Source organism: Nocardia sp. NPDC004260 (genome assembly GCF_053603155.1).
On record NZ_JBSGEZ010000025.1, the window covers coordinates 85,324 to 98,023 of the forward strand.

General features: G+C 63.1%; 11 protein-coding genes and 6 pseudogenes. 9 read left to right on the top strand and 8 right to left on the bottom strand.

Going from position 1 to position 12,700, the window contains the following annotated elements:
- Positions 1-246 precede the first annotated feature (246 nt).
- The gene (locus tag ACWEO7_RS16805) at positions 247-1,611 is read right to left on the bottom strand and encodes a hypothetical protein (RefSeq protein WP_452424237.1); all 1,365 of its coding nucleotides are present in this window, start codon (positions 1,609-1,611) and stop codon (positions 247-249) included.
- A gap of 115 nt (positions 1,612-1,726) precedes the next feature.
- On the opposite strand from ACWEO7_RS16805, the pseudogene ACWEO7_RS16810 reads away from it, so the two are divergent.
- The 3 genes and pseudogenes from ACWEO7_RS16810 to ACWEO7_RS16820 form a co-directional block, all read left to right on the top strand.
- Positions 1,727-1,927, top strand: a pseudogene (locus ACWEO7_RS16810) (transcriptional regulator); the annotation flags it as partial.
- 65 nt (positions 1,928-1,992) lie between these two features.
- A complete protein-coding gene (locus ACWEO7_RS16815) occupies positions 1,993-3,537 on the top strand; it encodes a recombinase zinc beta ribbon domain-containing protein (protein WP_452424239.1) in 1,545 nt (514 codons plus the stop codon).
- Positions 3,538-3,782: 245 nt separating this feature from the next.
- Positions 3,783-4,685, top strand: a complete 903-nt coding sequence (locus ACWEO7_RS16820; protein WP_452424240.1) for a helix-turn-helix transcriptional regulator — start codon at positions 3,783-3,785, stop codon at positions 4,683-4,685.
- Positions 4,686-4,881: 196 nt separating this feature from the next.
- On the opposite strand, the gene ACWEO7_RS16825 is transcribed toward ACWEO7_RS16820, so the two are convergent.
- Complete coding sequence (locus tag ACWEO7_RS16825) at positions 4,882-5,052, bottom strand: hypothetical protein (protein WP_452424242.1); 171 nt, start codon at positions 5,050-5,052, stop codon at positions 4,882-4,884.
- Positions 5,053-5,419: 367 nt separating this feature from the next.
- On the opposite strand from ACWEO7_RS16825, the pseudogene ACWEO7_RS16830 reads away from it, so the two are divergent.
- The 5 genes and pseudogenes from ACWEO7_RS16830 to ACWEO7_RS16850 form a co-directional block, all read left to right on the top strand.
- Positions 5,420-5,563 (top strand): annotated as a pseudogene (locus ACWEO7_RS16830) (transposase); the annotation flags it as partial.
- A 6-nt stretch (positions 5,564-5,569) separates the two neighbouring features.
- Positions 5,570-6,034: pseudogene (locus ACWEO7_RS16835) on the top strand (IS3 family transposase); the annotation flags it as partial.
- Between the two features lie 178 nt (positions 6,035-6,212).
- Complete coding sequence (locus ACWEO7_RS16840) at positions 6,213-8,045, top strand: acyl-CoA dehydrogenase (protein ID WP_452424244.1); 1,833 nt, start codon at positions 6,213-6,215, stop codon at positions 8,043-8,045.
- 152 nt (positions 8,046-8,197) lie between these two features.
- Positions 8,198-8,392, top strand: a pseudogene (locus tag ACWEO7_RS16845) (isocitrate lyase/phosphoenolpyruvate mutase family protein); the annotation flags it as partial.
- A gap of 668 nt (positions 8,393-9,060) precedes the next feature.
- A complete protein-coding gene (locus ACWEO7_RS16850; protein WP_452424246.1) occupies positions 9,061-9,534 on the top strand; it encodes a hypothetical protein in 474 nt (157 codons plus the stop codon).
- A 390-nt stretch (positions 9,535-9,924) separates the two neighbouring features.
- Here ACWEO7_RS16850 and ACWEO7_RS16855 read toward each other — a convergent pair whose 3' ends face one another.
- The 3 genes from ACWEO7_RS16855 to ACWEO7_RS16865 all read right to left on the bottom strand — a co-directional run bounded on the left by ACWEO7_RS16855 (position 9,925) and on the right by ACWEO7_RS16865 (position 10,943).
- Entirely contained in the window at positions 9,925-10,050 is a 126-nt protein-coding gene (locus ACWEO7_RS16855) for a hypothetical protein (protein WP_452424248.1), read from the bottom strand.
- Complete coding sequence (locus tag ACWEO7_RS16860) at positions 10,040-10,234, bottom strand: hypothetical protein (protein ID WP_452424250.1); 195 nt, start codon at positions 10,232-10,234, stop codon at positions 10,040-10,042. Before ACWEO7_RS16860 ends, ACWEO7_RS16855 begins: the two co-directional genes overlap by 11 nt.
- A gap of 262 nt (positions 10,235-10,496) precedes the next feature.
- Complete coding sequence (locus ACWEO7_RS16865; RefSeq protein ID WP_452424252.1) at positions 10,497-10,943, bottom strand: SRPBCC domain-containing protein; 447 nt, start codon at positions 10,941-10,943, stop codon at positions 10,497-10,499.
- A 458-nt stretch (positions 10,944-11,401) separates the two neighbouring features.
- Between ACWEO7_RS16865 and ACWEO7_RS16870 the strand changes: the two genes are divergently transcribed.
- Positions 11,402-11,506: a helix-turn-helix domain-containing protein gene (locus ACWEO7_RS16870; protein WP_452424263.1), complete on the top strand. Its 105-nt coding sequence runs from the start codon at positions 11,402-11,404 to the stop codon at positions 11,504-11,506.
- A 15-nt stretch (positions 11,507-11,521) separates the two neighbouring features.
- Here ACWEO7_RS16870 and ACWEO7_RS16875 read toward each other — a convergent pair whose 3' ends face one another.
- From ACWEO7_RS16875 to ACWEO7_RS16885, 3 genes and pseudogenes are all read right to left on the bottom strand, one after another.
- On the bottom strand, positions 11,522-11,842 hold the full coding sequence (locus ACWEO7_RS16875) for a hypothetical protein (protein ID WP_452424254.1): 321 nt from the start codon (positions 11,840-11,842) through the stop codon (positions 11,522-11,524).
- A gap of 178 nt (positions 11,843-12,020) precedes the next feature.
- A pseudogene (locus ACWEO7_RS16880) lies at positions 12,021-12,230 on the bottom strand (transposase); the annotation flags it as partial.
- 2 nt (positions 12,231-12,232) lie between these two features.
- Positions 12,233-12,700 (bottom strand): annotated as a pseudogene (locus ACWEO7_RS16885) (hypothetical protein); the annotation flags it as partial.

The window sequence follows — 12,700 nt, forward strand, 5'->3', positions numbered from 1 at the left end:
CACGATTCGGTTCAAGGAGCGACCCACTTCCTGGCACGTGGACTCGGGAGCGGCGGGCACGGCCACCACGATTCGCGTCGGACCCAGCCACCGCACCGCTCCAGCGCGGCGCGCTCGATCGCGCCGGTAGCGGGGCCGTCGCCGACCAGGAGCATGGTCTGGCCCGCGACGTATCGCCTGATGGGTGCTGTCGGGGCGTAGTCCGTCTTCAGCCCGCGCATGGCCGGAGCGAAGGCGGAGGTACGCCTAACTCGGTTCCATGCGCCCATGTCGAGCCGTCGACGCCCTGGAGATCGCGTGTCGCATCGCCGCCATGTCGGCCGGAGCGCGGCGCTGTGTGGGTGCTCTTCTCCTTCGAGGAGCGCGGAGAGCGAGTCCGATCCCACAGCCGACCGCGATGGCGAACGCCGCCCATTCCGAGCCCGACACCACGGTGACCGGGCCCCAGTCGTGCAGATGGTGCGGCGACACCATCGTCCAGTCGAACGACTCGGTGCGGGTGGGCGCCACCGTCGAGGGGCGCCACAGGATGGCGATCGCCAGAATGCTGCCCGCCGTTCGTGGCTGGATGCAGACCGCGCAATACCCCGCGACGACGGCGAGCGCGGCCGTGACCGCGTTGCGCATGCCGCCTGGTGGGGCAACGGAGGCGAATAGCGCGACCGCCGCGAGCAAACCGGCGCCTATCAGGGGATTCGACGGTCGGATTCGGGTTCCGACCAGATACCCCAGCAGGATCAGGCCCAGCAGGAGCGGCACGCTCCATATCGGTCGCGGACCGTTGCCCACGGCGCTGCCTGTGGCGCTGAGCCCGACCGCGAGGTAGATCGCGATCCCGTCCCGGCGTGGTAGCAGCCAGGCGGCGACGGTCGTGGCCAGCAGGGTGCACAGTGCCGTCACGATCAGCGCGAGACTGCCGTCGCCGTGACGGAAGCGCCACTCCGCGACGGCCAATTCGGTCAGCACGAGCACGATCGCGGCGATGACCGGGCTGAGCGGCAGTTCCGGATAGATCGGTTCCGGCGTGAACCGGTGCCGGGTGACCACCTGGCACGCCAGGATGAGCCCGGCCACCGCCGCCAGCAACCACAGAGGTTGCGTTTCCAACACCGACCACACGTGTGGCTCGGCCGTCGCCCGATGCGGGTTGCCCAGCAGCCCCGACGCCTGCGAGAGCGTGATGATCACGAAGCAGCCGACGGCGCCCAGCACCAAACCCATCGCGGGCACGCGTCGGCCGAGTACGGCCACGCCCGTCGCGCCGAGCAGGATGCCGCTGCCGATCGCGTCGAGGTAGGCGGTGGTCGTCAGGACGTCGGGCGAGGCGCTGTTCGCTTCGACCGTGTGTGTGACCAACAGCAGCGATGTCGCCGCCAGCGCGATCCACCACGCGGTACGCACCCGGGCCAGGCTGACCGCGACCACCGCGGTGACCGCCGCGACCAGCACACCGATCGCTGCCTCCCGCGGCACGCTCAACACCAATCGATTCACCTGATAGGGCGTGCAATGACAGGTCCTGCCGAAGCTGAGCGGCACGACCAGCAACAGCCCGGCCACCGCGGCGGCCAGGAACGCGGTGACGCTTTCCAGTGCTTCACGCCATCGCACCACTCCACAGTCGTACCCAGCCGGGACGAACCGAACATCACCGGCGCCGCGCCGCGCCGAAACTGGTACCAGCAGCACCTGGATACTTGTGTCCCGGTACGGGATGATCTCTGGAATGACCGAAGTCGTCGACGTGCGAGCAGTGCGCAAGGCGCGGCGCGCGGAACTGGGAGCCTTCCTCAAATCCCGGCGAGCCCGTATCTCACCCGAGGATGTCGGCATCCCCACCGGAACGCGTCGACGTACACCGGGGCTCCGTCGCGAAGAAGTCGCCCAATTGTCCGGGATCGGCGTGACCTGGTATACGTGCGTGCAGTGCAGTTAGGGGTATCTATTGCTTAGCCTGGGGTTATGCCTCTGAGTCCGAAGGATTTCCCTGGTTTGGCAGCCGTCATCCAGGCCCGTGTGTCGAAAGTGGGGAAGCATAAGAACGAGCGTTCCCCGAAGGAGCAGATCGCGTGGGGGCGGGGGGAGTGCGCCCAGTTCGGGTGGTCGGTGTGCAAGGTGATTGATGAGGGTGCGGTGGGGGCGACGCGTCATGCGCGTAAGGATCGTCCGGGTCGTGAGGTGCTGCGTCAGGAGTTGGCGGCGATAGCTGCCCGGGTGAAACGGGGTGAGGTGCCTGGGGGTGTGTTGGTCAACTGGTCCTCGTCGCGGGCCAACCGGAAGGTCGGCGACATGGCCGAGCTGCGTGAGTTGTGTGCGGAGTTCAGGGTGTACTGGTATTACGGCGGCGTGCTCTATGACATGAACGATCCCGACGATCGCAAGCGGGTCGCTCAGGACGCTGTCGAGGACGAGCACGCGCCGGAACGAAACCGGTTGGACTCCATGCGGGCTCTCGCGCAGAACTTCGCTGAGGGTAAGCCGCATGGCCCAGAGGTGTTCGGCTTCCAGATCGTTTATCAACGAGGCCGCGCGGTGCGACGGGTGCCGTGCCCTCAGAACGGTCCGATCTTTCGTGAGATGGTCCGGCGTGCGCTGGACATGGAGCCGACGTACCAGATCGGACGTTGGCTGACGAGGGAGGGCGTGCCAGTTCCGAGCCATGACAAGTCCTTTCCGTGCAACCGGTGCTCGGTCAAGGACGGGCGTCGGGTGGTGCGGAAGGTCGATAGGCGATCGTGCGCGTGCCCGAAAACGTGGCGAACGCAATGGGATAGCGACATGGTCAAGCGCGTGCTGTTGAGCGAAGCGGCGGCAGGACTGCGCGTTCATGTCGATGAGAACGGCGAGCGCTTGACGATCAAGGCAGCGTGGGAAGGCCTGATCTCAGTCGAGGAGCATGAGCGACTGAAGATGATCCTGAATGATCCTCGCCGGGGGGCGTCTAACGGGAGTGCACCGAAGTGGTTGCTGTCGGGGCTATTGCGGTGTTGGAAGTGCGACGGGCCGGTTGTGTCGCGGCGCAAGTGGGGTCCCGAAACTCGCTACTACGTGTGCAAGAAGAACAGCTGCACTAGCCGCAAGGCGGAATTGGTCGACGCCCTGGTCGAAGAGGTGGTCTTGCGGCGGCTGGAGGATCCCGCACTGCTCGGTGCTCTGGTTCGCACGGACGAGGACGCCGTGGCTGCGTTGGCGGAGGCACGTGAACTGCGCGTCTCGTATGAGAAGTGGTTGAGCGATGCTATTGACGCGGACCTGTCGCCAGGGGAAATCGCCGTCTATAAAGCGAGGAAGGCGCCGCTGATCGAGGCGGCGGAGCGGAGAGCCCAAGCGGCGCTGCCCATGCCGCACGTCGCTGCTGCGGCAGGCCCGGATGCGCGGGCGAAGTGGCACGATCCGGAGTTGACCCCGTTGGAAGCGAAGCGCGACATCATCCGGTCGCTTGTGCGGGTGACGATTCTGTCCGCCGCGGGAAAACGACGCGGGTTCGGTGTGCCAGCTGGCGTGGACTCGATCGAGATCGAACCACTTGTCTCATGACTCTATCGTGGACTCACACTCAGGTTCCCGGTGCGCCGATCCTCGCCGCACCGACCGGGCCATGTATCGATCCGGGTAGTGAACGCGAACGGTGCAAATGCCGCTATGTGTGCTCGGCCTCAGGAATGGCCTCACTTACGCCCACACCGGGTCTGGCAGCACGCTGGCGGCCGCCGACCAATCTCAGTCAAAACTAGTACTGACAGTAACTGGATACCTGTGGCATGGTGCGGAAGGATCAGAGGATGACCGATGTAGTCGACGTCCGGGCAGTGCGAAAGGCCCGACGCGCGGAATTGGGTGCCTTCCTCAAATCCCGGCGAGCACGTATCTCGCCAGAGGATGTTGGAATTCCGACAGGAACACGTCGGCGAACTCCCGGATTGCGCCGCGAAGAAGTCGCCCAATTATCCGGAATTGGAATAACTTGGTACACTTGGCTTGAACAAGGTCGCGAAATCAACGTTAGTGTGCAGGTTCTGAATTCGGTGGCGCGGACGTTGTCGTTGGATGCGGCGGAGAAGGCGCATTTGTATCGGTTGGCGGATGTGCCGACGGTGCCTTCGGTGGATTCGGGGTCGGCGCTGCCGGAGGAGTTGCAGGTGATCCTGGATCATTTGGAGCCGTTGCCGGGTGTGGTGTTGAGTGCGAGGTATGACGTGTTGGCGCACAACTCTTCGTATGAGGCGTTGTGCCCGGGGTTTCTGGCGGGGGAGCGGAACGTGGCGCGTCGGGTGTTTTTGACTCCGGAGTGCTGTAACGCGTATCGTCATAATTGGGATGATCTGCGGCGGATGGTGGGGTATCTGCGTGGGGCGTATGCGAAGAACCTTGGTGACCCGGGGTGGGAGGAGTTCATTTCGGAGTTGTGTGCGGAGAGTGAGAGTTTCGCGTCGTTGTGGGCGTTGAATGATGTGGCGGTGCCGGTGAGCCGGACGAAGGCGGTGCGGAATTTGGCGGTGGGGGAGTTGGAGATGTTTTTGACGAGTATGTCGTTGCCGTCGGTGCCGAATGCGTGGATGCAGGTGTATACGCCGACCGATGAGGTGGCGTGGGAGAAGTTGCGGGAGTTGTTGGCGATGAGTCCGAAGGAGCGGTCGCGTCCGTGGGCGGAGCATCGGGAGATGTATCACGCGGCAGCGGGGTGAGGGCCACGGTTTGGCCCGGTGCCGTCAGCGATTTGCCGCGCGTGGGCGGACCGGATTGTTCCGGGCTCGCCGGTGGACTGAAGCCGGCGGGACTGGGAACGATCCCGCGGGGTTCGGGACTTCTTTCGCCATGCTTGGTTAGAGGCAATGGGACGCCTCGAGAAGTGCGGGGGTTGGGGGCTGGTCGCCTGGGACTTCAGGTTTCCGGCTCGTCGGTGTGGTCTGTGGCGTAGCCGCCTTGCCACCATCGGCGCAGCACGGCGAGGTGACGTTCGGAGAGCGGACCGGAAAGCCGTTGATGGATCTCGTTGATGTAGGCGAGTTCCTCGTCGGTCCATTCCCGCGAGTGATCGGTGTTCTCACCCATGCCAGGCCGCCTGTGGGAGCTGCTGGTGAGTGGCCTGGGCCGCGGGAAAGGAGCGGACCGTGCACGCGACCTGTCTCGCAACGGTCGAGGCGGATGCCGGAAACCATCCACCAGCTACCGCGATACGGGCATGAAACAGCATGAAGTCACCTCTGTCGTGACGTCTGCAGGTTCTCCCGACATCTATTGAAGCGCACCTTGGTTGCTTCGCGCCACCCTGCGTGTTCGCAGGCAACAGGAGTCGTGCCGGTTGTCACCTACTGAACCGTCACGGGTAAGAGACGGGCTTTGGGCTGTCCTGAGATTCTGTCCGCTGGGTTGTGAGATTCCTACCCGTTGAATGGAAGGATCTCCACCCGTGCCGATGATGTACTCACCGCAGTTTCGTGAGCGTGCTGTAGCTCTGATCCTCGACGAAGGTCGGCGGGTCGCCGATGTTGCCCGCCATCTGGGAGTTGCCGAGGGCTCGCTGTACCGATGGAAGCAGCAGGCCCTCTCGGGATCCAGGAAACGCTATATCAACAAGCAGGACCAGGCCACGCACTCGGATCTGGTGAACCGGAACTTCACCGCAGAGCGGGAGAACCAGCTGTGGTGCACCGACATCACCGAGCATCCGACCCGTGAAGGGAAGGTGTATTGCTGCGCGGTGATCGACGCCTACTCCCGACGCATCGTGGGCTGGGCCATCGACTCCCGCCAGACGGCATCACTGGTACTGGCCGCGCTCGACATGGCCATCGCCGCACGCTCACCCGATCGGACGGTCATCCACAGCGACCACGGCGCTCAATTCACCTCATGGGCCTTCAGCCGTCGCATCACCGAGGCCGGCTTGGTCGGATCGATGGGCCCAATCGGTGACGGCTACGACAACGCGATGATCGAATCTTTCTGGAGCAGAATGCAAATCGAGCTACTCGACCGCAAGAAATGGAAGACCCGCACCGAACTGGCCAACGCGATCTTCGACTACATCGAGACCTGCGGTGTGCCGCCTCGCTGGCCGAGCGCAGCGAAGAATATGGTGCGCATTGACATATCATCTGCACGAGTAGATGATATGATGATGCATATCAACTAGTTGATTATCGCACCATGGTTGACATCGGAGAAACCCCTGACGCGCGACCGGAGATGATCAAGAAAGGACGCGGCTGATGGGTCATTACAAAAGCAACGTTCGCGACCTGGAGTTCAACCTCTTCGAGGTGCTCGATCTGGGGCGGCTTCTGGATGGCGGAGCGTATGGAGACCTGGACTCGGACGCCGTACGCGAGATGCTCCGTGAGGTGCGTCGTTTGGCCGAGGGGCCGCTAGGTGAGTCATATGCGGAGGGCGATCGCAATCCTCCGACGTTCGATCCCCAAACCCATTCGGTCAGGCTTCCGCAACGGTTCAAGGAGTCGTTCCATGCGCTCAAAGCCGGTGGATGGGCCTACCTCGGCGTTGCCGAGGCGCTTGGAGGGCAGCCGATGCCGCGAGCGGTAACGTGGGCGATCACTGAGATGATCGTCAGTGCCCAACCCGCGGCGCACCTGTACAATGCGGGACCGGCCTTCGCCAACATCTTGTACAACAACGGCACCGATGAGCAGAGGAAGTGGGCCGAGATCATCGCCCACCGCTACTGGGGCGCCACGATGGTGCTGACCGAGCCCGACGCCGGTTCCGATGTCGGTGCCGCGCGCACCAAGGCGATCAAGCAAAAGGACGGCACCTGGCACATCGAGGGCGTCAAGCGCTTCATCACCTCTGGTGACTCGGACGACCTCTTCGAGAACATCATGCACCTGGTCCTTGCCCGCCCCGAGGGCGCCAAATCGGGGACCAAGGGCCTGTCGCTGTTTGTTGTGCCGAAGTACCACTTCGATTTCCATACCCAGACCCTCGGCAAGCGCAATGGCGTTTTTGTCACCAATGTCGAAAAAAAGATGGGCCTTAAGGCCTCTGCCACCTGCGAACTGACTTTCGGCGCTCACGGCGTTCCGGCCACAGGATGGCTGGTGGGCGAAGTACACAACGGTATCGCGCAGATGTTCGATATCATCGAGAATGCTCGAATGATGGTAGGCACAAAAGCGATTGGTACTCTCTCCACCGGCTACCTCAACGCTCTCGAATACGCCAAGGCCCGTGTGCAGGGTGCGGATCTGACGCGATTCGCGGACAAGGACGCTCCCCGCGTCGCCATCACCCGCCATCCGGACGTGCGCCGTTCGCTGGCAATGCAGAAGGCGTACGCCGAGGGCCTGCGTGCCGTGTACCTGTACACCGCCGCTCACGGAGATGCCGACATCGCCGAGCTTGTTTCGGATGCGGACGCCGACATCGCGTTCCGCGTGAATGACCTTCTGCTGCCGGTCGTGAAGGGTGTGGGCTCGGAGCGGGCCTACCAGTACCTGACCGAATCCTTGCAGACTATCGGCGGTTCCGGATTTCTGCAGGATTACCCGTTTGAGCAGTATATTCGCGACGCCAAAATCGACACTCTTTACGAGGGCACCACCGCCATCCAGGCGCAGGATTTTCTCTTTCGCAAGATCATCCGCGATCGTGGCACGGCATTTCAGCATCTCACTTCTAAAATTGCGGCTTTCGTCGATCGAGAATCAGCCGATGGTCGACTCAAGCGTGAACGTGCACTGCTGAAAACCGCGTTGGACGACATCAATGCCATGACGATTGCCATGACCGGTTACTGGATCGCCGCTGCGCAGAAGCCCACAGAGCTGTATAAGATCGGCCTCGGCGCGGTGCGGTACCTCCTCGCGGTCGGCGACTTGCTGATCGGCTGGCAACTGCTGTACCACGCCGAGATCGCATTGCGGGCGTTTCCCACAGCCGATAACGAAGATCGCTACTTCTATGAGGGCAAGGTCGCGATTGCTTCCTTCTTTGCCAAGAATGTCTTGCCCGCGCTGACATCCACAAGATCGATATTGGCCGAAATGGATTTGGACCTCATGAAACTAGATGAGGCTGCGTTCTGAATGGCAACTGCGGCAATCCTCCAAACTGGGCCAGCGGGGGAAAGATGACCGACAACAATGACTTGCTCATCGTTGGAAGCTCTGCCCGGAAAAATCCCACGATCATGAGTCCCGCGACCCGCCTGCGTGCGTAATACCGGAGTCCGCTCGTTCTCCCGAATGCCTGGGATGCGGCCAGTGCGGTGCCGACCGCCCGCGCGGGAGCAAGCGCTATCGCCACCACCAGTGCTGGAATCGAATGGTCTCACGGCCTGCCAGCCGGACACTGCATCAGCCGCCGAGACATGATCGTTACCGTCCGCCGCATCATCGATGCTGTCGACTTGTCTGTTACCGTAGATATCTAAAGGGCTACGGTCCCCATCCGGTCGACGTCGAAGAGACCGTCGAACAGATCATTGACGCCGATGCTGGTGGTATCAACCTCGAGGCCTCCCGCTCGTCCGACCAGCTTCTGTACAACCCGGGTGAGCAGGCCGCCCGCATCCGCGCGGCACGCTGCGGTGGCAGAACGAACCAGTGCACCGGACCTCGCCATCAACGCCCGAACCAACGTCTATTTCAGCCCCAAACACTCGGACCGAGACCCTTTTAGGGGTTCCGGTAGTAATCGCGCGGAAAACAACACGTATGGCTGGACCAGTAGCGATAGCGTGTTGTTGGTGTCCGGTTCCCCTTCCAGGGGGCACGCGAACTTCGTAGTGTCGACGTCCCGGCCCGGACGTTCCAGGACCGGAGACGGCGGTTCGCCAAGTTGTTGCCGAAGTCGCGGCGGCTGCGGCCGGCCGAGAACGGGTGTCGTGTTTACCAGTAGACCTGTCAGCCATGAGCGTGGTGATCATGCCGGGTGCGGCGGGAGGTGGTTACGGTCACCGTGATAAATGCCCAGTAGCGGGTAACCGTTAACTGTCGGACCGGTCATCGAGGATGACGGTTCGTTACCGGCCATCCGAATGGCGGAATTGCAATCTCTGCCGAAACCTCAGCCGATCCGAGCATCGGCCCGGAGACATCTATGGTTACCACCTGCAGCGGCGAGCCCGATCCCACCGCCAACAACAGTGGGTCCCCAGAGCGCCCGGTCGATGATGCTGCGCACGCCTGGATACCGTCGGCGTGCGGACTCGACGCGCAAATGGCACCGCTACGGATACCGGCGCTTGTGCTCGGTGTCGTGTTACTCGCCCTCGGCGTCGTCGCACTGGGCCCGATGCGTGCGTGGTCGCGTGACTACGGCGCGCCGCTGGTGGTAATCGCTTACCTGCAATATCTGGGCGTGGCCGCGACCGTGGCATGGTGGGGACTGCGTAAGGCCGGCCGCCACCGGGATTCGTCTCGGCGGGGTAGAGCACCCGACGAGGGCACCGGCCATCACACCGCTGGGCCGGGGCCCAAACCGATGACCGGCACCGATCGACGATTCGACCGGGCGCGGTCAGCTGCTGAGACGGGCACACGTAACCGCGATAAGGCCCGGCCGTGGGGGTGATCGTCGCGATCATCACCTCGCCGCGCCCAACAACAAGTGTTCCGCCGGATGCAGCGCCGCACTATGACCGAGGCCGAAGGCCTGAACCTATACTCAGAACACGACCACCCCACCCCACCGACAGGCACTCGATTTCGTTCGAAACCGGAAAGTTCGCAGTTCAGACCGTCGCGGTACCGGCCCGCAAGTGCGCGACGGTCTCCCGGCTGACACCGAACTCCTTGGCCAACGCCGCTTCGGTATCGGACTCTATCGAGGTTCCGGTAGTATTCGCCGAATTTCGGGCGAACATGGCGTATTCGCTGGTCAGCGGTGTGGAAGATGAGCGAAACCCCCGGACCGGAATCTGCCAATTCGGGGGTTGTCGCGAGCTGGCGAACCGTGCTGGTGTCAGCGCGAGGAGGAGCTCAGGTAGCGGTGGAGTTGTTCCAGCTCGTCCGGCTCCTGGGTGACACGCTGGAAATGAGGCACCGCCGCTGCCACCGCCAAGTCCTCGGCTGAGGCCTCAGCGGTCACGTGTCTCGAAGCTGCCGCCGCACCGATAGGTGGCGCGGGCCACCGCCCGGTTTCTGGGCGCCGTCGTGCCGCTGATCAGTGCGGTGTCCAGCTGCCCGGGAAGGAATCCCTGCGGGCACACCCACACCGCCGCGCCGTGATCGTGCGGGTCGTAGCTGTCGTAGAGCACCGTTACCCCGGCCAACCTCGACGGCCATCAACGACCGGGTCGCGCCGAATACCACCGGATCAGGAGTCAGGTCCCGGAACGTCGCGGTCGCTTCTCTTCCGGAGCGGTGATCGAGCGTCCCACCAGCCCGCCCAAACATTCGCGAGTGTGCTCATCGACGATCCACACGTCTTCACCGGCCGCCAGAGCAAGGGCGATCAAGAAGCTACTGCCGGAACCCCATGTCTGCCGGCCGGTGACCGGGGGTTGTCGATGCACACGAAAGGTCGGCGGGGGTTCATGGGGTAGGCAGTGGCTCGCCGGTCTCGAGCAGTGTCTTGAGGCTCGACAAGATTAGTGGCCAAGCCTGGCTACACATCGCGAGCATCGTACTATCGTCGCCGAAGCCGCTGTGGGTCACTGCAAGCCGGACCATCTGACCGATCTCTTCGATCTCGAATGTCACATGTGTACGAGGCTCATTCTGAAGTTTCGCGAGGACATCAGTCGGCACTCCCACCGCCTCGGCCCACTCTTTCGTAAAGGCGTGCCAGGTGTACGAGAGCCGATGGCCTTGATCGGACACAAGAACATGTTGGCCCGGAGCATCGGTCTTGCAACCATTTTCCATCCACACCATGGCGGATTCCGCAGTCCAGTCGGTCTCGAATGTCACGCCCCAATACTGTGTCGTCAAGCGCGGCTCGGTGAGAGCCTCCCACAAACGCTCGGATGTCGTCTTCATGTAGAAGGTGTAGGTCAGAGCACCGTACGTGGAAGACCTTGTCATTATGGAACCCTTTGTTCTGATATGAATCGGTGACAGAGTGCCTGGTTGCTGCTCAAGGCTTGTGTCGATCGTCGCCAACCCTATGTCAGTGTTGCGTCTGCGCCTGTTGGCTTGAACGTGTTGGCGGCGTCGAGATGCTTGTTTATGCAGCCTTTCAGCTGCATAAATTTATGCAGCCGAAAGGCTGCATGTCAAGTGCCCGACTCAGCAGGGGGCGGTGTGGATTCTCCAGCAGTCTTCTGGTATAGGCCGTCGCCGCGCGAAACCGGCATCGCCGACCACGAGGGATATCGAACCCGGGTGGGTTCGGCGCAGGAACAGCCCACCCGGCGCGGACGGAGAAAGGAAGCCAGGGAAGGCCAGGGTTCCCGGCCCCCGTTCGCCATCCAACCCGACCGCCGCAGGCTGACAAGCTGCGCGCCCGCGCAGCCGGCGGGGAATCGAAAGCTGCGCTGGCCAAGGAGTTCGGAGTCAGCCGTGAAACCGTCTACGCCTACCTGCGGGCGCCGGTGAGCTGATCAGTTCGTCGTCGGTTAGAACTCTGGCCGCATTCCCGGAGGCAGCGAGGCGTCGAACTCTGCCTTCGGCCGGATACGGATCTGTCCTATCGTGGGACAGGACCAGCCCGGCTGTCCGGGCTCGGGGCCCCAGTCATCGACCCACCACCGCATGAGGCTGAGCACGCTCTCAATGGACCTGCTGTCGGGCCAGGTCGCGAACTGCATCCCGAACTTGCGCAGCGCGAAGATGCAGTCGTGGACGTAGTCCAGGCCTGCCAGCACCTCGCGGGCCTCCGGCTCGGTGCTGGTGACGGTGCACCGATTGTGTCCTGCCCGGCCTCCGCTGTGCGACATCTCGTCCGGTTCCCGGAACGGCACGCACCAAGGTCGCGCTCTGGTCCGGCGTGGTCCCTTCGATCGACCTGAAGTGGAGCATATGGCGCAGGTCCTCGCGCATTGTCTTGGCGCGCTTGTCAACGGACATTGGGACTTGGCTCAGGCACAAAGTTGTTGGTGGCGTTGCTGATCGGTGTCATACGTTGAGTAGCAGGCGGCGGCGCAAGAGATCGAAGTTGGCCCGGCCGTACATGGCTCTTTTGAGTGCCTTCAATTTCGTGACGGTGCCCTCGACGGCGCCGCTGCTCCAGGGAAGGGTGAGTCCATTGCGGACGGCGTCGTAGTCCTTGAGCAGGCCGGCGGCGAATCCTTGGAGTTGGGTGACGTCGCTGGCCTGGGCTGCGGCGTTCAGGCATCCAGGTGCTGGCCGCGGCGGTGGCGTAGCATCCCGCCGAAGTCACTGACCAGTTGATCGACGCTGCGCAGGACCTCGCAGCGGTCCAGGATCTGGGCCAGGTCGGCTTGTTCGGACTCGGTGCGCTTGTGAGCCGGGCGGATGATCCAGCCGGTGACCTGCCGCGGTTTGGGTGTCGTGACCGGTGTCGCGGTCGGTGGTGTGGTGCCGTCCCGCCAAGTCTGCAGCAGTCGACGAACCTGGCGTTCGCTGCCCCGGTAGCCGCGCTCGCGCAGTTCATCAGCCAGAGTGGCGGCGTTGGTGCACCCTTGCTGCCAGCGTTCGGCCAGGTAGGCGGTGTGTGCGTCGAGTGCGCTGCCGCGTATGAGTGAACCGTCCTGGACTGGCTGGAGACTCCTGATATAGCAAGGGAGACTGTCAGCCATGGCGGCACCACGGAAGTTCGACGAGGAGACTCGCGC